The 19,274-nt window shown below is 44.6% G+C and carries 17 protein-coding genes, 3 tRNA genes and 1 other RNA gene; 9 read left to right on the plus strand and 12 right to left on the minus strand.

Features of this window, described 5'->3' with window-relative positions:
* Positions 1-14 precede the first annotated feature (14 nt).
* Positions 15-1,421, plus strand: coding sequence for an outer membrane protein assembly factor (locus IJJ71_RS14415; protein ID WP_296848013.1), 1,407 nt, complete (start codon positions 15-17; stop codon positions 1,419-1,421).
* On the opposite strand, the gene IJJ71_RS14420 is transcribed toward IJJ71_RS14415, so the two are convergent.
* The 4 genes from IJJ71_RS14420 to IJJ71_RS14435 all read right to left on the minus strand — a co-directional run bounded on the left by IJJ71_RS14420 (position 1,418) and on the right by IJJ71_RS14435 (position 5,719).
* Positions 1,418-3,265 (minus strand): B12-binding domain-containing radical SAM protein, encoded by a 1,848-nt coding sequence (locus tag IJJ71_RS14420; RefSeq protein ID WP_296848014.1) that lies wholly within the window; start codon positions 3,263-3,265, stop codon positions 1,418-1,420. The genes IJJ71_RS14415 and IJJ71_RS14420 overlap by 4 nt on opposite strands.
* The gene (locus IJJ71_RS14425; RefSeq protein WP_296848015.1) at positions 3,266-3,994 is read right to left on the minus strand and encodes an IMP cyclohydrolase; all 729 of its coding nucleotides are present in this window, start codon (positions 3,992-3,994) and stop codon (positions 3,266-3,268) included.
* Between the two features lie 132 nt (positions 3,995-4,126).
* Positions 4,127-4,705 carry a DUF308 domain-containing protein gene (locus tag IJJ71_RS14430; RefSeq protein ID WP_296848016.1) on the minus strand — a complete coding sequence of 193 codons (579 nt, stop codon included), beginning with the start codon at positions 4,703-4,705 and terminating at the stop codon, positions 4,127-4,129.
* Positions 4,706-4,747: 42 nt separating this feature from the next.
* Complete coding sequence (locus IJJ71_RS14435; protein WP_296848017.1) at positions 4,748-5,719, minus strand: ABC transporter substrate-binding protein; 972 nt, start codon at positions 5,717-5,719, stop codon at positions 4,748-4,750.
* 83 nt (positions 5,720-5,802) lie between these two features.
* Between IJJ71_RS14435 and IJJ71_RS14440 the strand changes: the two genes are divergently transcribed.
* The 5 genes from IJJ71_RS14440 (at position 5,803) to IJJ71_RS14460 (ending at position 9,257) form a co-directional block, all read left to right on the plus strand.
* The gene (locus IJJ71_RS14440) at positions 5,803-7,710 is read left to right on the plus strand and encodes a diguanylate cyclase (protein WP_296848018.1); all 1,908 of its coding nucleotides are present in this window, start codon (positions 5,803-5,805) and stop codon (positions 7,708-7,710) included.
* Between the two features lie 55 nt (positions 7,711-7,765).
* Positions 7,766-7,850: transfer RNA gene (locus tag IJJ71_RS14445), tRNA-Ser, on the plus strand.
* A gap of 21 nt (positions 7,851-7,871) precedes the next feature.
* Positions 7,872-7,957: transfer RNA gene (locus IJJ71_RS14450), tRNA-Ser, on the plus strand.
* A gap of 32 nt (positions 7,958-7,989) precedes the next feature.
* A tRNA-Arg gene (locus IJJ71_RS14455) sits at positions 7,990-8,064 on the plus strand.
* 431 nt (positions 8,065-8,495) lie between these two features.
* Positions 8,496-9,257, plus strand: a complete 762-nt coding sequence (locus tag IJJ71_RS14460) for a DNA/RNA non-specific endonuclease (protein ID WP_296848019.1) — start codon at positions 8,496-8,498, stop codon at positions 9,255-9,257.
* 45 nt (positions 9,258-9,302) lie between these two features.
* On the opposite strand, the gene ffs is transcribed toward IJJ71_RS14460, so the two are convergent.
* An RNA gene (gene ffs, locus IJJ71_RS14465) (signal recognition particle sRNA small type) lies at positions 9,303-9,397 on the minus strand.
* A gap of 48 nt (positions 9,398-9,445) precedes the next feature.
* Positions 9,446-10,708, minus strand: a complete 1,263-nt coding sequence (locus tag IJJ71_RS14470) for a M48 family metallopeptidase (protein WP_296848020.1) — start codon at positions 10,706-10,708, stop codon at positions 9,446-9,448.
* A gap of 96 nt (positions 10,709-10,804) precedes the next feature.
* Here IJJ71_RS14470 and IJJ71_RS14475 point away from each other — a divergent pair, with 96 nt between their 5' ends.
* Entirely contained in the window at positions 10,805-11,389 is a 585-nt protein-coding gene (locus tag IJJ71_RS14475) for a thymidine kinase (protein ID WP_296848022.1), read from the plus strand.
* A gap of 36 nt (positions 11,390-11,425) precedes the next feature.
* On the opposite strand, the gene IJJ71_RS14480 is transcribed toward IJJ71_RS14475, so the two are convergent.
* Together IJJ71_RS14480 and IJJ71_RS14485 are read right to left on the minus strand one after the other, a co-directional pair.
* A complete protein-coding gene (locus IJJ71_RS14480) occupies positions 11,426-13,177 on the minus strand; it encodes a hypothetical protein (protein ID WP_296848024.1) in 1,752 nt (583 codons plus the stop codon).
* Between the two features lie 47 nt (positions 13,178-13,224).
* Positions 13,225-13,419 (minus strand): hypothetical protein, encoded by a 195-nt coding sequence (locus IJJ71_RS14485; protein ID WP_296848025.1) that lies wholly within the window; start codon positions 13,417-13,419, stop codon positions 13,225-13,227.
* A gap of 162 nt (positions 13,420-13,581) precedes the next feature.
* On the opposite strand from IJJ71_RS14485, the gene IJJ71_RS14490 reads away from it, so the two are divergent.
* Positions 13,582-14,943, plus strand: a complete 1,362-nt coding sequence (locus IJJ71_RS14490; RefSeq protein ID WP_296848026.1) for a PFL family protein — start codon at positions 13,582-13,584, stop codon at positions 14,941-14,943.
* Between the two features lie 158 nt (positions 14,944-15,101).
* Positions 15,102-16,463 carry an MATE family efflux transporter gene (locus tag IJJ71_RS14495; RefSeq protein ID WP_296848027.1) on the plus strand — a complete coding sequence of 454 codons (1,362 nt, stop codon included), beginning with the start codon at positions 15,102-15,104 and terminating at the stop codon, positions 16,461-16,463.
* Positions 16,464-16,596: 133 nt separating this feature from the next.
* Here the strand turns inward: IJJ71_RS14495 and IJJ71_RS14500 are convergent, their stop codons facing one another.
* The 4 genes from IJJ71_RS14500 to IJJ71_RS14515 are packed head-to-tail and all read right to left on the minus strand — an operon-like array spanning position 16,597 to position 19,273.
* Positions 16,597-18,453, minus strand: coding sequence for a YgiQ family radical SAM protein (locus IJJ71_RS14500; RefSeq protein ID WP_296848028.1), 1,857 nt, complete (start codon positions 18,451-18,453; stop codon positions 16,597-16,599).
* Complete coding sequence (locus IJJ71_RS14505) at positions 18,453-18,731, minus strand: DUF4160 domain-containing protein (protein WP_296848029.1); 279 nt, start codon at positions 18,729-18,731, stop codon at positions 18,453-18,455. Before IJJ71_RS14505 ends, IJJ71_RS14500 begins: the two co-directional genes overlap by 1 nt.
* Positions 18,724-18,993: a hypothetical protein gene (locus tag IJJ71_RS14510; protein ID WP_296848030.1), complete on the minus strand. Its 270-nt coding sequence runs from the start codon at positions 18,991-18,993 to the stop codon at positions 18,724-18,726. Before IJJ71_RS14510 ends, IJJ71_RS14505 begins: the two co-directional genes overlap by 8 nt.
* Positions 18,994-19,036: 43 nt before the next feature.
* The gene (locus IJJ71_RS14515) at positions 19,037-19,273 is read right to left on the minus strand and encodes a NifU family protein (RefSeq protein ID WP_296848032.1); all 237 of its coding nucleotides are present in this window, start codon (positions 19,271-19,273) and stop codon (positions 19,037-19,039) included.
* Position 19,274 lies beyond the last annotated feature (1 nt).

Here is a 19,274-nt window from a genome sequence, read left to right on the forward strand (position 1 = left end):
CAATCTTTAATAATATGAAGAAGTTTATCGCCATCGCACTTTTCGGCTGTGTTTCAGTTTTTCTTTCCGCACAAGATCAGGCAAAAGAATTCAACGGAAAAATCCGTGCCGAATCTGTAAAAAACACCGCTGACGAACTGAATGTCGAGGAAAAAGAAGCGCAAAAGCAGCGGCAAAATGAAGAAAATCCTTCTGATAATTCAGAAAATTCCGAAATCGACCAGAATCTTATTGTCTCAAAAATCAACTTCATCGGTCTTAAAAAAACTCGCGAATCTTACATCCAGCCCAAATTCAAAAAATTTACTGGCAAAACCGTTGCCGAAACTGACATGCACGATTTTGAAACGGCAGTTCAGCTTGAAGGCCTTTTTGACGACATCCACATCAACTTAGAGCAAATCTCTGAAACCGAAGCCCAAATCAATGTCTCGGTAAAAGAAAAAATCACATTCATTCCGCTTCCGTTCGCAATGGCCTCAAGCTCAGGATTTATGGCAGGCGGAATCGTCATGGACACAAATGCCTTTGGCCGCAAGGACATGTTCATGATTGGCGGATTTTTTTCCAGCGACTCAATGACCGGCATGGCATCAGTCTCAAGGCCGCCAAAAGAAAACTGGATTCCTGGATTTTCAATCTTTGTTTCCGGCTCAAAAAGCACCCCGGAGCTGGAAAATCTTGATGAAGACCCGGTTTTTAAATACAGGGCAAAGGCTTTTTCTGCCGGATTTTCAATCAGCGAAAAGATTGGAGAGCATTTTTCAGTTTCAAACGGCTACAGTTTCAAGCTGTGCTCAACCGACGACCATGAAGATTACCCGAAAGACAGCACGCCGGAATCAATAAGAATCGGTTCGACATCGCTCAGTTTCGGATATTCCAAATCTGACTGGAACGGTTTTTTCATGTCAACGAATTCCGCTTCAATTTCCGCAGAAATCGGGCTTACAAATTCCGAAGACAGTGACTTCCGCTATCCGCAGGAATATTCTTTCTCAATCGGTGAGCAGCATCCAATTTTCACTCCCCGCCTCCGAATGTATCAAAAGATTTCAGGCTCTTACGGCAGGAAAAATCATCTTTCGCAGTTCAAGGACAAGGGAGCCGGCTCTGTTTCGATTCTTCCTGGATATTTCAAGACAGAACGGATTATCGGTGGCAATGCAGGATTTGAAGTCGCGGTCAAAAAATTCTCATGGGCACTGCTTTCGATTTACGGAGATTATCAGGTCGTCTACACACAGGATTTCCCGCCGCCAGATGATGAAAAATCAGACTACAAATTCATGCACGGCCCGAACGGTGGCATAAGATTCTATCTTGCAAAAGTTGCCTTCCCGGCTCTTGCAATGGGTCTGGCATACAATGTCACGCAGCATTACTGGCAGTTCGCGGCAGCTCTGGGAATGAGTCTTTAAACTGTCCGCCAGTCCGCGCCATTCTCGCCCACAAAGACTTTGACTTTGCTTTTTTGTTTTCCGCAATTTTCGGTGAAGAATTCAATGTCAGTGCCGTACTCGCTCATTACATCGTCAGGGTGATAGTGAGTGCTGAATGTGGACTCAGTGCCGTCGAAAGTGCAGCGACCGAGTGCCGAATGGATTCTGATTAAATCTTCTGCAGCCGGCAGGAATCGATCTTTGTGCTTTTCACGGAATTTCTTCTGAATAAAAGCGATTTGAAGCTCTTCGATTTGAGTAGAATTTTTTTCTGCTGACCAGTCACGGATTGAGCCTGTCGAAGCGAACTTGCTTTTCTGCTCCGATGACAAAAATCCGCTTTCAATATAATTTGTGAATCCTTTCAAAAATTCGCTCGGCTTTTCACGCAGAACATACAGAATCGGATTGAACCATGCGACAGCACGGCCTTTCGTGTAAAAAAGATTCGTTGCAAGGGCTAGTTTTTCAGCCTTTGCCAGGTCTTTTTCACTGAACTGAGGTGTACGCAAGACATGATACGGAGGCTGGCTTTCCCACTCCAGGCCAAAACCTTTTGCAGCGTCGTGCAAGTCCGTGCCAGGAAGAACACTCAGGCAGAAAAGCTCCAGGTTGTTCGGATAAAGAGCGAGCGCGAAGTCGATGCTCTCACAGAAACCGTTGAAATTGTCGCCTGGAAGACCGTAAATCAAATCGAAGCCAAAAGTGACTCCTTCTTCGTTCAAAAAACCGATATTTTTCTCAAACTTTTTTTTGTCCAGCGTGCGGTGAACATTTTTGAGAACTTCGGGATTCGCGCTCTGAAGACCAATCTGAAGGCAGCACGGAATACGGGCAAAAGCTCGGGCAAGTTCCCTGTCGATAAACTCAGCACGAGCTTCAAAATAGAAGAACATTCCCGGAGCCTTTTTTTCGATGATTTTGAGCATTTTGATTGCCCGCTCTTTGCTCGCGTTGTAGGTCGGGTCAAGCACGAACACCTGAGAGATATTTTTTTTGGCAAAAAGCTCGATTTCCTTTTCAAGCCGTTCCATCGGAAAGTAAGCGATTTTCTTTTCGCCCTTTGACTCGTAACAGTAAGAGCATTTGAAAGGGCAGCCACGCGCAAGTTCCCACAAAGCCCCGCCGTATTTGCTAACATCAAGAGTGCCGTCAAGGTAAGGAGAAGCCGTAAGGTCAGGTGGAAGCGGACAAGCCCGGATGATTGGATTTGATTGCCCCTCAGGAGATGGATTTCCGCTTCGATAGACCCCTTGCACCCCAAACGCAAAACCGGTAGTCTCATTGTCATTTCCCGAATTACAATCTGTGGTAATTTCTTGATCGCAACCGTTCCCGGAAATCTGTGTAATCTGTGTAATCTGTGTAATCTGTGGTTTTTCTTCTGCAAGATGGTTCAAAAGCTCAGTCATCGCCCGCTCGCCCTGACCTGCAATCATATAGTCAAAGCTGTGGAAAGAAAGCGGATTAGCGGTGACTTCGGGGCCGCCGGAAATGCAAACACAGTCCGGCAGAAGTTTTTTTAGCTCAAGGCAAGTTTTTTCAAGAATTACGCGGTTCCAGACATAGACCGAAAAGCACACAAAATCAGGCTTTTTTGAAGCAAGCCGTGAAGCAAGCAGAGCCGAGACCGCATAATCGCCGCCGTTCTGCTTTGCAAGCACAATCTCCTGCTCTTCAAGCGAAAAATCAACGAGCGAGACAGAAAATTGCCCGCTCGTGCGAGGGTCAGCCTTAATGGAGCTTGCGATACAAGCCGCCCCCAGAGGAAGCCCTTGCGGAGAAGTTTCGACTAAAAGTGTGGTGCATATAACGGATTTCAATTACTTATTTTTATTAATAATCTTTTCTTCGTACTTGCCTGTGGCGATGTCGATGTAGCGAACGAAAAGTGAAACCTTGTTCTCTTCGTTGAGGCTTGTCCAAATCATGTTGGCAAATTCGTCGATTGTGCCTTTGATTTCGACTTTCTCAGGCTCGCCCTCAAAACTTGGCAGAGGATTGCCGTTACCCATGTATGTGTGGATAAAGTGCCCTTCGCCTTTCTGAGGATTGTCGTAAGTGTATGTGAAGCGGAGACAATTGTCGCCGTTTCCGTTGTCGCTCTTCAAAATTGAGATTGCGTAGTCGTACTTGCCGCCCTCGACATTGAGCAATGATGAAATGCGCGGGGTGAAGTTTGGGGCATCGTGCTCGTATTTGCGGACTCGGAGTGACTGTTCGAAAGTTTCGCCTTTTTTGAGACCTTCGAAAATTGTGTCTGTCTGGTCGCCGTTTGTGACGATTGTTTTGGCACCAAGCTGACGGACAGCGGCGTAGATGATGAGGCTTGGATCGCCGGCAATCAAGCTTTCGTCAAAAGCCTTTGTGCGGACGACTTCTGTTCCATCTTCAGTTTCTGTAACGAAAACACGGTTTCGGCTGCCTGCGCTTCGGCCCATTGTCCAGTAAGCAGAGACTGCATATTTGCCATCAGCAGAAAGACCTGCAACGATTCCGCGTCCAGGATATTCATTTGCCTTCAAAGTCTCGTCAAGTTTTTTAATTTTCATATATACCTCTTTTAAAAGATTAATTAGCAGGCGTTGCGGGCGGCGTTTGAGCCCGCAGAGGGGGTAGCGGAAAACGCAAGGCGTTTGAAGCGAGGGGGAGACTTACCCCATTTCGTTTTCCACTTTCCGTTTTCAGTTTTCAGATTCTTTCTCTTCTTCCACTGTTTCGACAGAATCCGGCACGACTACTTCCGGGCGGCTCTTCCACTGGATTAAGACAAGGCCGATTCCAATTGCCAGAAGAATGAGTCCGAACAGACGGACGATGAAATGACCTGCTGTTTGGGCCGGAATGATGAAAAGCACGAGTGCAAGAACCAGGGATGAAGCGACTTCTATCATTGACTGGCGAATCATGATTCCGTTGCGGTGAAGTTTTGTGATTGTATAGATTTGCATTCCGCATGAAACAATCAGGTAAATTGCGAGTGTGTAAGCCATTGCCTTCCAAACGACGGCTGCGACTGCAATGGGAAGCACGACTGAGAGCACGCCGACAACAACGCTGAGAACGCCGCGCACCGTGACAATCAGCTTGTACTGAGGATCGATAATCAGGTCTCTGGTTGCCGTAAGGATGAAAATGCCGTCAATAATGGCCGCAAGACCGAGTAAAATGACAAAAAACGAGATGAATGTATCTGGAGAAATGAGCAGAAACAAGCCCAAAGCTGCCGTCATAAATCCAAGAAAAAGTTTGTTTTTATCCATAGATTTATAATATGCAACTAATGAGAAAAATTCTAGTCTTTGTTATTTCTTAAAGTAGCTGTTGTCAACATAAGTTGCGACCCGGTACTCACTCTGCAGGTTGTTTATGCTTGCCAGAAAACTGATTGTGTCCTGAAGCGTAAAAATGTCTTTTTCCGTGACGGAGACCGAAAAATCGTATTTCTTGACGATTGATTTTATCTGCTCTTCGTTGATGTTGAGTGCTTCTGAAAGTTTTTCGAGCATTTCTGGTTCAAGGGTTGGGATTTTCTGGACGGCAATCGCATATTGATTCAAAATTTCGGAGATGACATCGCCGTTGTCGGCAAGGAATTCATCGCGCACGACAAAGCCGTTTGTTCCGCGGAGATTTGTTTCGTCTCCCTGTGCAACTATTTTTGCAACGCCCTTGTCCAGAAGCCTTGTTATGTTAGGTTCCCATATTGCGACCGCATCTGCTATTGAGGATGTGAGGGCTAGTTCGGCGTTTGAAGCCTGGATGTTTACGAAATCAATGTCCTCGAAACTGAGGCCTGCTTTTTCGAGGAGCTTGGTGACGAAATTGTGGCCGGTGGAGCCAAAGACCGTGGCAATTTTTTTGCCTTTTAAATCCTTGTATGAATTAAAATTGGAATTGTCGGCACGGGCGAGAAGGGCATAGGCGTTTGGACCGCTGGCAGGGATTCCGACAAGCCGCATTTTTGTGGCTCCTGCAAGCGCACGGACGGTCGGAACATCGCCGATTACGCCAATATCCGTGAGGTCGGCCGTGAGGGATTCGTTCATTGGCGGGCCGGACTCAAAATCCTGCCATACGACAGTGACATTTTTTGGCGCAAGTGCGTTTTCAATCTGTTTTGAATATCGTGCGATGTAAAGCGGAATGAATGCCGCGGACGGCTGAATCGCAATTCTTACGGTGCGTGCCTGCTGCTTTTCTTTGCATGAAAAAGCAAAAAATGCTGAGAATAAAACAAAACTAAAAAAGAAGAATCTTTTCAAAATCTTTTTCATAACAAATTAAATTATATGCCAACTTAAAATTTATTTAAAGAAATTCTTTGTATAAATTCATTTTTGGTTGTAAAATTCAAGATATGAGAATTAAACTTACTCCGAGAAACACCAAAATTGCAATTCTTGTCTTTTTTCTTGTAGCTTTTGTGACGGCTTCGCTTTTTGTATTCCGTTTAAAAACCCTGAGCCTTATCTCAAAGTCTTCCTTGCAGAATATTTCTGAAATTCAGGACATGTACGCCCAGACTTTGCAGACTAAATTCCTTGACCAGCAGAACATGCTTGAGGCACAGGCAAGATATTTTGACGGTGTTGATTTAAAAAATGAGGAGGAGTTAAAAAAGACCATCGTAAAAACAAAGGGAATCGGTGATTTTAAGAAAATTGCGATAGCAAACAGGCATGGCGCATGTACGAGCTTTGAGGGCAAAAACCTTCCTAATATTTACAACAAGCCGTTTTTCTTTGATACGCTGAAGACTGGCAAGCCTCAAATTTCAAGCAAAATCGAGGTCGATGAAAACCTGGAGCCGATTCTTACGCTTACTTATCCGATTAAGCGGAACGGGCAGGTTGAGGCGGCGATAGTCGGAACGCTTTCATATAATGTGCTTAAAAATCTTTTTACGGTCTCGCTTTTCTCGGGCGAAAGTTACATGTACATAATTTCTGCGGACGGAAATGTCATTCTCTGCAACCGTGACAAAAACCGCAACCTGTACAATGTCAATGTTTATGATTTGGTCAAGAATTACGCTAAGTCGGACAGTGATTATGTCAGCAGCAAGATGCGTTCTGACATCCTTAAGAATCGCTCGGACTTCATGACTTTCAATGCCAAAGATTTCACAAAACTTTTCGCATATTCTCCGCTTGGAATCAACAACTGGTACATTATTTCAGTAATTCCATACTCTTACATCGTTCAGCAGCAGTCGGAAATCGGCTTCCTTGTTTATGTTCTTCTTGGAATCATTGCGTTTGTAATAGCAATCTTTATTTTGGTTCTTTACTGGCTTTTCAAAAAGACTTCTTCAATCGAAAAGGACAACGAAAGGCTTACAATCGCAAGCGCACAGGCTCAGACTTTGATTTTTGAGTATGATTTGCCAAAGCATCAGGTCACATTCTCCGGCGACACACAGTTTATCCTCGGAACTGACCAAAGGGTTTTTGCAGTTGAATTCATCCGTGCTGAATATTACAAGCGAATTCATAATGATGACAAAAAGGTCATGGTTGAATTGAGAAGAACTGCCGAAAATTCGCTCCCGGAATTTACGGGCGAATTCCGATACAAAACTTTTGGCTCTGGGGAATATATCTGGCTTCGGATTTCAGGAAATCTGCTCGACAAAGAGGACGGAACTGGCAAGAAATTCATCGGCACAATCACGAATGTCAACTCTCAGGTTTTGCACGAGCAGGAATTAAAATCAATCGCCGAACGGGACAAGCTTACGGGGCTTCTGAACAAGAGTGCTATGGAACAGCGTTCAAGGAATTTGCTTGAGACGGCTGGTGCCAATCAGAAATGCGCGCTTTTCATCATTGATTTGGACAATTTCAAGAAGGTCAATGATACGCTCGGTCATCTTGTCGGTGATATGGCAATCGTTGACGCGGCCAAAAAACTCTCGCTCATCTTCTCAGAAAAGGATTTTATCAGTCGTTTTGGTGGCGATGAATTCTGCATCCTTCTGCGTTTCAGCAAAAACCTTTCTGACGAGGCAATCAGCGGCATTATTACCGAAAAGGCTCAGAATTTGTGCACTTTCCTCCGCGAAGATTATTTTGATGAGAACACGGTCATCAGCGTCAGTGCCAGCGTAGGAATTGCTTTTTATCCGGAAAACGGAGCCACTTATGAGGAACTTTTTGCCAGTGCGGATGCGGCCTTGTACAAGGTTAAGGAAAGCGGCAAGAACGGCTACAAATTTTTGAAAAAGAATCAGAAAATTCGTGAAAACTTTAGAGATTTTATTTAAATCCGCTTGACACAAACCGCGTCATTGGGGTATATTATTTAAGCATTAATTAAATGGAGCGATGGCAGAGAGGCTGAATGCACCGGTCTTGAAAACCGGCATACCGCAAGGTATCGGGGGTTCAAATCCCTCTCGCTCCGCTTTTTTTTTAATTGCAGCCTGGAGGTGTGGTAGAGCGGTAATACAACGGATTGCTAATCCGTCAGTTCCTTATCGGGCTGGGCAGGTTCAACTCCTGTCGCCTCCGTAAAGAACAAGCACTCTTCCAAGTCTTGTTATGAGATTGTAGCTCAGTTGGATTAGAGCGCCACCCTGCGGAGGTGGAGGTCGCACGTTCGAATCGTGTCAGTCTCAAAGAATAAGCTCATCAGTGGATGGGCTTTTTTTATTTTAAACCAAAATCCCAAGAAATTTCAAAGAGATTCGAACCGGAGTGAGCGCGCCGACAGGCGAAAAGCCGCCATGGAGGGCGGCGTCAGCGAACGAAGGCGCCGCGGCGGGAACCAACACGATGTTGGTGACCATAGCGGCGAATCGTGTCAGTCTCACGAATATAGCTCGTCAGTGGATGGGCTTTTTTTATTTTAAACCAAAATCCTAAGAAATTTACAAAGAGATTCGAACCGAAGTGAGCGCGCCGACAGGCGAAAAGCCGTTCAAAATAAGGCAAAATTTCCCGAAAAATCCAAAATTTGTTAAAAAGTTATAATTCCGATGTTTTTTTAATAGAAAAATTCTTGATATCGATGTAAAATCCATAAGGTATATTAAGAGAAGGAAGAAAAATGAAAATCAAAAAGTTTCTGTTATTGTTGCTTATGGTAACGCCACTTTATGCTCAGGGAATTACGTTCCCTGTTCCGATGCCTGCTGCGAAAGATGCTTATGTGGTTGAGAACAATGCTTTTATGGTCTGCTATGCAGGCAATTATGGAATCCCTATTTGGGAAATGCACAGGCTTAAGCCAGAAATGTTTATAGGCGGAGCTTTGATAACCGGTGAGTGGAAAGCTGATTCACGCGTAAAAAGCTACAGAATCACAGCAAAAGATATTGCAGGTTTAAGGCTTGAGCCGGTTCAGCTTTTCCCGAAATCTCATGCAGTGAACGATGTTGAGTCTCAGAATGCATCTTTTTACACATCAAACTTGCTTTTCATGAACAAACAGCTTAAAGATTCAATCTGGGAACGAATCACGGAGTCTTTTGAGGAATTGGCAAAAGAATACGATACGGTTTATGTGTATGCAGGCCCAATATTTGACAAAGATACTTTGAAAATAAAATATACGATGAACAACAGAATTGCGATACCGTCATATTTTTATAGAATCGCTCTTTACTTTGAAGGCGGAAAGGCTCATTACAAGTGCTACCGCATCCCGAACCGGGTTCCTGCTGATTATGAGCGCACAAGTTCCCTTGAAGATTACGCTTACAATATTTATCAGCTTGAAGAGGATACGAGCATCGACTTTTTTGACCGTGAGACTGACAGCAATTTCCGGCAGGAAAAAGTTAAATTCTTGGACAAGCGGGTTAGATAAGGCTTGCCTTTGGGGCTTTTGCGCGGATGAATTTCGGGCAATAAAAAAGGTCAGGGAGACCATGCACAATCCTTTACATCATAGAGCTGCTGCTTCCGCCCTGACTCGGTTTTGAAGAAAGGATTTGCTGGCGCCTGACCAATAAAACTAATTTATCATAAAAATCGATTCAAATCAACTGCCGCGCATTAACGAAGGGCAGAAATGCGTTCCAAAAGCGGCGGATGGTTGTAGTTGAACACGCTGTAAATCTTTGGTACCTGAATTTCGCTCAGGTTTTCTTTATTAAGCTTGATTAGTGCGGTGCAAAGCGGTTCGCCTGTGCCGCATATTTTTTTTGCGAAAGCATCCGCCTGAAATTCATCGTGGCGGCTGAAAAAATTGACAATCGGGCTGAAAATTGTTCCAAGCTCGCCGAAGACAAGACTCAGCAAAAATACGCCGATAAACATCATCTGATACGGAACGACTTCCACGCTTACAAATCCAAATCCTGAGTAAAGCGAAGGAAGCTTAATCAACATGCTTGCGATGAAGAGGGCTACAAAAACTCCAGGAATCATAAAAATCATTCTTTTGAGGATGTGATGGTGCTTGTAGTGTCCAAGTTCATGGCCAAGAACGGCTTCGATTTCGTCAACCGTGAGCTGTTCAATCAGCGTATCATAAAGAACGACTCTTTTAGACTTGCCGAAACCTGTGAAATATGCGTTTGAATGTCCTGAGCGGCGTGAGGCATCCATTACGAAGAGACCGCTTGCCTTGAATCCGCATTTTTTGAGAAGTTCTTCGAGACGAGTTTTAAGCTCTCCGTCTTCAAGCGGCGTGAATTTGTTGAAAATCGGAGCAATGAAAATCGGATAGATGATTGAGATTCCGATGCTGAACGCAAGGTAAATGCAGCCGAGAAGAATCCACCACCAGTCAGAGGCATATTTGAAAAGCCCGATCATTGCGAGCAGAAGAGGTGTCATAATCACGAGGTTGATGATAAATCCTTTGAGAAGGTCGGAAATCCACATTCCGAAACTCATGTTGCTGAATCCGAAGTGCTTTTCGATGCCGAATTCTGAGTAAAGCGAGAAGGGGATTGAAAGAAGTGCGCCCGGAATTCCTCCGAGAATCATGAAAAGCACTGCCGCGAAGAAAGAATTGTCCGTCCAGCTCCAGATTTTCTCGAAAAGGGCAGGATAAAATCCGCAGAAAACAAGGTAGTATGAAAGTAAAAGCTCCAGAATGTTGCTGGGAATCCAAAGATTGTATTTTGCATCTTCATAGCGGCATGTTTTTTCGAGTGTGTTGGAATCAACATAGCCAGTTAAAATTTCTGGAAGTTCACGCCCATGCTTTTTGCGGAAAGAAAAATCGATTCGTTCGAGAATCATGTCAAGGAAAAAACTGAAAAGCGTGCCACAGATAAAAATTAGTACGAAAATATTTGAAAAGTCCATTATGAAGAAGATTTTAGCATTTTTGACCGAGAAATACTAGAATCGCCAAAATTCCCTCGGTTTACGGAATTTTGGGAAAACGATATAATTTGACTTATGAAAACATTGATATGCGGCCCTATGTATTCCGGCAAATCAACGGCACTGTTCCAGCGGTTGGAGAGACTTTTATTTGCGCACAAAAAAGTGCTTTTAATCAGGCCTGACAGGGATGACCGGGGATATTTTACACATTCAGAAAGTGTTGATCTTGAAAAACTTACAGAAAAATACATCTGGCAGCTCAATATTATTTACTGTTCCTCTTTTGCTGATGAAGATTTGAATAAAATTTTAAAAGAGGAATATAATTCGGTTTTCGTTGATGAATATTTTATGATTCCGGGGATTCACAAGCTTTGTTTTCAGACTGATTTCGATGTGTTCTTTGGCGGACTTTTGGCTTCGTCGGAGTGTGGGCTGTTTGAGGAGACTGTTAAAATCCTTCCGTACTGCGACAAGATTAAAAAACTTAATGCGGTTTGCATGAATTGCGGAAGTGAGTTTGCAAATTATTCATTCGCCGATTTCAAAAAGACCAGCAGCATTGTTGTCGGTGATACAAAATACAAATGTCTGTGCCAGAAGTGCTATGTTGAGGCAGAAATCCAGAAAAAATACGCCTCGCAGACCTTGTTTTAGGGGAAAAACGATTTTTTAGGAAAAGTTCGCGGTTCTTTATTTATCACTTTGATCGGTGCAGAATCCTGAAAACACCCAGAATAATTCTGAAAGTGCTTGGTAAACATCCGGTTCATAAGCCGAAAAGCCTGCGCACAGAATCCATGGAGCTGTGATTCCGTCGATGGTGTCCTGTTCCTTTGTTTCTGCGATTGCAAAAACAGATGAATCTTCTTTAAGCTCGGTGATTTCGCCGGTTTTCGGGCCAAACAAATATTCGCTATAAGGAAATCCGTGTCGTTTGTAAGGACAATCTTCATAATACTCGTATTTGGAATTAAAATACGGAACCGTAATATCTTTTGCATCTAAGGAAGGACCATTTTTCAGCGTCATATTTCTGTCAATTCTGAAAAATTTGAAATTATATCCGTTAATCGGGTATTTTAAGAAATTTACTCCGTCAAACTCAAATTCTCCGCCGGGATTTTCGTGAGTCACATCCATAAACAAAATTATGTTTGTCTCAGGTTCGACAAGTCCGCCAGTATAATCAAAAGATTTTTTTTCTGGAAGAATTTTCATGCTGGGTTTAGGTGCGGTGTAAAAAGCTTTGAGCGAAAAAGGATATGGCCTCTCCCAATAATTAGAAAAAGCAAGAATAGGAGAAAGCTTTACCCTGCAATACTCCGAGTCATACTCAATATAATAAGTTCCGATCGCAACAGAACTTTCATTTTCATATTCAAATTTTACCGTGTAAAAGTCGTCCGCTCCAAATTCTAAAGTTGCGCCTTCCATTTTGTAGCAGAAGCCCTCAAATCTTCCTTTATACAGATAATCCTTTGCCTTGCTGATTGCCTCTGCTTTTTGGAGTTTAGCTTTTCCTTTCTCGTCTTCGGCTGTATTTTCATAGAACGAAGATTTTCCCGCCAAGGATTCAACATCCGAAAAATCCGCGCTGAAAACATAAAAATTTTTATTAAATCTGTCTTCCGCCCAGAAACCGATTTTTGTTCTGTCCGCATTTACCGAAATCTTCTCATCAGGACATAAAAGCAAGTCGTAAAAAATAGGAGTTGCTTCGATTTTTAAAAGCTCCATTGTTGAAAGCCTGTAAAAATAAAGGCCGGAGAAGCTAGGTTCTGCGCAGTTGATGGCGCACAAAGCCAAATCTTTCTCAGGGAGAATTGCAAAAGACTTACATTCAAAGCCTGGTGTTTTTCGGTAATTCGCCTTGAAATATGCTTCTTCATCAGGATGTGATTCATTCCCGAAGATTTCCATATCTGAATCAAGAAGCTTTTCTTTTGCTGTGCAGGAAATTTTCTCAAAAGACTGTTTTGCATGAGTGTTTTCGATGAGGTAAAGATTTACTGCGACTACCCAGCCTTCAAGTCCGTCGGAAGCAAGAACTTTTATCAGGTGGAAATCATCGTAGGAATTTTCAGCAAAATCATTTCTGCAATCAATATTCTGGATGTAAAGAAGTTCTCCTTTTTGCAGCTTTCGCTCGCATTTGTCAAAGCGGATGTTAGGCGTGATGTAGATTTCAGTTTCTTCTTTTACGGTCACAATCGAGCCAATCGGAAGCACCGGACTGTCCAAAGCTTTTTGTACATTGCTCAATCTGTCGAAAAACCATTCGCTTAAATTGCAATATTTGAGCGCGCTTTCTGAATTTTGTACTGGTGAAGCTGATACTGCCGGTGGATTTTGTTCTTCAGTTTTTATATTTGACGGGGATGGATTTTTACAAGAAATGATTAAAGAAAGACAGAGTAAAAAGATGAGAGAAAAATACTTCATGTGGATATTTTATCATGTTTAATGACAGAATATCCACATTGAAAAATTTATTTTCCGAAAATGAGGCCTGCGAGCTTGCCGATTGGGTCAAAGTCAAGGAGAAGCAAATCAAAAGCAACGAATACTGCGAAACCGACAACAGCGATGAGAAGAAGAATTGCGATTCCGATGAGCATTTGAACTGCGATTGGAAGGGAATCGAATTTTGATGTTTGTTTTGTTGTAAGTGTATTTGTAGCCATAAGTTACCTCTGTGCGTTTTGAATTAAGTCATTATTATATTAAAGGTTGGGTGAGTTACCGTCAAGGAAAAAACCGACTTCTATTTGCAATTTGCTTTCTATAACAACCGTGTGGCACAATTTTTAGTTTTATATTAAGATGTAAGCACCACGGAGGAAACCATGCTCTTTTCACCTAATGAAATTCAAGAAACTGTAAATATGTTTTTGCGCCACAAACTTGATGTGCGCTGTATCACAATGGGTATTTCCCTTTTGGATTGTGCCGATTCTGATTCAAAAAAAGCGAATCAACGGATTTACGACAAAATCATGAAAAAGGCCGGCAATCTTGTCAAAGTCGGTCAGGATATTGAAAAAGAGCTTGGTGTTCCTATCATCAACAAACGAATTTCCGTCACGCCGATTGCGCTTGTAGCAGGTGCCAGCGAGGCAAAGTCTTATGTCGAATACTGCAAAACTCTGGACAAATGTGCCCACGAGCTTGGAATCAACTTTATCGGCGGATTCTCGGCTCTGGTTCAAAAAGGAATCACTCCTGCTGACCGTATTTTGATTGATTCAATCCCGGAAGCACTTGCAACAACTGATTTCGTCTGCTCAAGCGTAAACGTAGGCTCAACAAAATCTGGAATCAACATGGACGCCGTAAAACTCATGGGCGAAACCATCAAAAAAACTTCCGAAGCAAGCGCTCACTGTGCAGTAAACGGCTGCTCAAAGCTCGTCGTGTTCTGTAACGCCCCCGAAGACAATCCTTTCATGGCAGGCGCATTCCACGGACCAGGAGAAGCTGACAGCGTAATCAACGTCGGCGTTTCCGGCCCTGGCGTAATCCTTGCCGCAGCCCGCGAATACAAAGGCCGCCCGATTAACGAGCTTGCAGAAGGCATCAAAAAGATGGCTTTCAAAATCACCCGCTTGGGTCAGCTCGTAGGAACAGAGGCCGCAAACCGCCTGGGCGTCAACTTCGGTATCCTTGATCTTTCACTTGCCCCAACTCCGGCTGTAGGCGACTCAGTTGCCCGCATCCTCGAAGAAATCGGTCTTGAAGGAGCCGGCTGCCCGGGCACTACGGCGGCACTCGCAATGCTCACCGATATGGTCAAAAAAGGCGGCGTAATGGCTTCAACAAGCGTCGGAGGGCTTTCTGGCGCATTCATTCCTGTTTCAGAAGACGAGGGCATGATTAACGCAGTCAAACAGGGCTCAATCTGCCTCGAAAAGCTTGAGGCAATGACAACAGTCTGCTCTGTCGGCTTAGACATGATTGCAATCCCAGGCGACACACCTGCAACAACAATCTCCGGCATCATGGCAGACGAATTTGCAATCGGTATGGTCAACAACAAGACAACCGCAGTCCGCCTGATTCCAGCACCTGGCAAAAAAGCCGGCGAATGGATTGAGTTCGGCGGATTGCTTGGCGGCTGTCCTGTAATGCCAGTAAGCAAGTTCAGCTGCGCAGACTTCATCAACCGAGGCGGCCGTATTCCGGCACCAATCCACTCATTCCGTAACTAGGATTTCTCACAGAGGGCACAGAGTCCACAGAGAGATTTTTTGCAAAACAAAACTTTATACCTCAATCTTGTTTTCACTGCTAACTTGATTGAGGTATTAAATTTCTTATACAACAGACTCTCTGTGCCCTCTTTAACTCTGTGAGGAATTTAAAAATCATGACAAATAAGCAGCTTCTTGGCGGTTTTTACAAAACACTTTTCTCTATTGCGATTCCGATAATCTTGCAGAATCTTTTGCAGACTTTCGTGAACATGATTGATACCGTCATGGTCGGGCGGCTTGGTTCGGTGGCGATTGCGAGCGTCGGTCTTGGAAATCAGATTTTCTTCCTGCTCAACATGGTCACATTCGGCGTTTCTTCGGGCTGTGCAATTTTTATCTCGCAGTTCTGGGGAGCACAGGATTTTAAGGGAATCCGAAAGACTTTTGGCATCATGCTTACGCTTTGTTTCGGCTTTTCGCTGATTTTTCTGGCAGGCGGGTCTATGATTCCAGAGAAGATACTCCGTCTTTACACAAACGACGAGGCCGTAATAAACGAGGGCGTCCAATATCTCAGACTTGTTTCGCTCTGTTATCCATTATTCGCGATTTGTTTTTCGTGCCAGATGACATTCAGAAGCACTGAGCGGGTCATCCTGCCCATGGTAACGACCGCAGTTTCTTTTATGACGAATATTTCCCTCAATTATCTTTTGATTTTCGGCTTTGCTCCGCTTTCAATCCCGCGGATGGGCGTTCGAGGCGCGGCTCTGGCAACGGTAATTTCCCGCGCAATAGAAATGATAATCACGATTGTGGTTGCGAGCGTTAAAAAATACGAGGCAATGGGCAAAATCCACGAACTTTTGGGCTTCGACCGGGCGTTTTTGCTCAAACTTGTCAAAGTCGGAATCCCGGTTTTGCTTTCCGAATCTTTATGGGGGCTGGGAATCACCACACAGAATTCAATTTTCTCGCACTCAGGCACAGATTCTTTTGCAGCCTTCAGCATCATGAACACCGTGAACCAGCTCACCTGGGTCTTTTTCATCGGAATGGGAAGCGCGGCATCAATCATTCTCGGAAAAAAAATCGGCGCAAAGGACGAAGAAGGTGCAAGGGCCTACGCGCACCGATTCTGCTGGTTCATGCCGCTCATGGGCGCGATTATCGGGCTTCTTTTGTTCCCGCTTTCAAGACTTTTGCCATTCATTTTCAATGTAGAGCCACATATTATCGCAATTTCTCAGTCAATGATGATTGTCCTCATGTGCATGTATCCGAGCCGAGCCTTTAACATGCTGATTATCGTAGGAATTTGCCGTGCTGGCGGCGACACAATCTTTGCCTCTCTGATAGACAACGGCTGGATGTGGCTGATTGCAATCCCGCTTGCCTGCCTGGCAACCTTTATGTGGCAAAGTCCAGCGTGGACAATTATGCTCTGCTTTGAGACCGAACAGATTCTGAAAACACTGTGTGGTGCAATCCGTGTAAAAAGCGGTAAATGGCTGCACAGCGTGATTAAGAATTAAGATTTTTTGGCGCAATCTTCTTGCTGCCGCTGTTCCGTGGCTCACTAACGCTCGGTGCCTCATGCATTGCAACCGGCACTGGCTTTGCCACCACTCCATAGCGGGCGCGGAATTTTTTGTTCCTTTCACTTTTTTACTTCATCAAAACCTTAATCAAATCTCTTCTTCCGGCTTTTTCCAGGGCTTCCTTTACCAGAGGCCAGTTTTCGCGGCGGTTGAATTGCAGGAGCGCGCGCTGTAAGCGGCGTTCGTGTGCTCCACGGGCTACGTAGACTTCTTCAAATTCACCATTTTCGAGGCGGTTGCGCGGGTTGAGGCCTGTCCAGTACATGCAGGTTGAAAGGCTTCCTGGAGTAGGGTAGAAATCCTGAACCTGGTCTGGGACGAAGCCTGTCTTTTTGAGATAAAGTGCGACTTCAATTGCTTCGGCAAGGCCTGCTCCCGGGTGCGAGCAGATGTAGTAGGGCACGAGATATTGTTTTTTGCCGAGTTTTTTGTTCCATTCTGCGTATTCTTCGGCAAATTTTTCGTAAAGCTCATGGCTGCTCTTTCGCATGAGGCGGAGAAGTTTGTTTGAAACATGCTCAGGCGCGACTTTGAGCTGGCCTGAAATGTGATGCTCCACCAGTTCCTTGAAGAATGTTTTGTCCTTGTCCATCATCAGGTAGTCAAATCGGATTCCAGAGCGGATAAAGACTTTTTTGACTTTCGGAAGCGCGCGCAGTTTTCGCAGAAGCTCCACATATTCCGTGTGATCGACGTTCACGTTCTTGCACGGGTTTGTTCCCATGCAGTCTTTGTTGGGGCAGGCACCCCGTTCTTTCTGGAAGCGGCAGGCGTCGTGGCGGAAATTTGCGGTGGGGCCTCCAACGTCGTGGATATAGCCCTTGAAATCCGGGTTTTCGGTAATTACTTTGGCTTCTTTTATGAGGCTTTCGTGGCTCCGTGCCTGAATGCGCCTGCCCTGATGAAATGTAATCGCACAGAATGAGCAGGCTCCAAAACATCCGCGTGAGCTTACGAGACTGAACTGAACTTCGGAGAGCGCGGGAATGCCTGCCTTTCCGTTTTCGGCAGGAGAGTCGTACATGGGATGCCACTTCCGGGTAAAAGGAAGCTCGTAAATCGCATCGAATTCTTGTGTGGTGAGGGGGAGGGCTGCCGGCTCCTGCACAATAAAGCGGGCATCAACCGGCTCAATCAGAAGATGTCCGTTAATCGCATCGGTGTTCTGCTCCTGAACGAGATAGCTTTCGGCAAAAAGCCTCTTGCATTCCGGCGTGTTTTTGGAGATTTCGGCATAAGAAGGGAGCATGATTGCGGCGTTTTTGGGATTGCGCTCGTTCCAGTTCACGTGTTCTGGCAGTTCTTCGGCCTTGCTCGTGTACCAGACTGTTCCACGCACACCGCGAATGGCTTTGGCTGGGATTCCCTGGCGGAGTTTGGCCGCGATTTCAAGGATTGAGTGCTCGCCCATGCCGTACATGAGCAAATCAGCCTTTGAATCAAGGAGAATCGAACGGCGCACGGTGTTTGACCAGTAATCGTAGTGGCTCGTGCGGCGCAAGCTTGCCTCAATTCCGCCGATAAGGATATTCACGCCCTTGTAGGCTTCACGGATTTTTGAAATGTAAGTGATTAAAGCCCTGTCAGGCCTGTGGCCCGCGACTCCGCCGTGAGCATAAACATCTTCGCTCCGGGGCTTGTTGTTTGCGGTGTAATTTGAAACCATGCTGTCCATGGCTCCCGCGCTGACCAAAAAACCGAGCTTTGGCCTGCCAAATTTGCGGAATTCTTCGACATTCTTCCAGTCCGGCTGAGGCAGAATCGCCACAGAGTAGCCGTTTGCTTCGAGAAGCCGCCCAAGCAGAGCCGAGGCAAAAGAAGCATGGTCAACATAAGCGTCACCTGACACAAAAACGAAATCAACTTCGTCTATGCCGCGGTCGAGAAGGTCTTGTTTTGAAACTGGAAGGAAGGGATTAGTCATTAACAATAGAATTCGATTGTATCAACTTTAAAATGTTCTTTCCATTTTGCACAAATTAAGAAAAACTGAGCGGACACAATCTGCATGATTTCATTTAAATCGTGCGTTGGAATTTTCCCGTTATTATTCGCAATGATACAACCACCGTCAGCTGTAAGCCAAAGTTTTGTATCGTTTTTCGATGGAAAACCTTTTCCTACATGAACATGGATAGGTTCATTGTTTTCTTGAGACCAAAAATAGATTCCATACCCATGAATCGAAAATAATTTAGGCAATTTGAAGACCACCTGTTGCAGCGTATCTAAAAATCAAGTGTGCGTTATGATGCAAGAATTCATTAAAAAAGGAAATTTCTTCATCAGAATAGCCTTCGTTAAAAAGCCATTTATAATTTGGCAATTCGCATCTTGCTGAATCGAAACCATTAGATGTAGGACGCTCAAAATGGACTTCAACGGTAGGATTTTTATCTTCGTTTAGAATCTGAGTATGTACGACTTCCGTGCCGTCTGGAAAATTAATGTATTCGTAAACCATTATGAGCCTCCTATAAAAATACCGCGTTAACGGCGTTACTTCCTTACTGTTCCTGAACGACCTCAGAAACTTCCGGGCATGCGTCTTTGAGGTAACGCTCTACGCCCATTTTGAGGGTCATAAGTGCCATCGGGCAGCTGCCACATGCTCCTGTGAGGCGCAAGTGAACGCGGTTCTGCTCGTCGATTGAAACGAATTCCATATCGCCGCCGTCGGCCTGAAGCTGCGGGCGGAACATATCAAGTGCTTCCTTTACGGTAGCTTCCTGTTCTTTTGTCATA

It is taken from the genome of Treponema sp. (genome assembly GCF_017430385.1).
Lineage (GTDB): Bacteria > Spirochaetota > Spirochaetia > Treponematales > Treponemataceae > Treponema_D.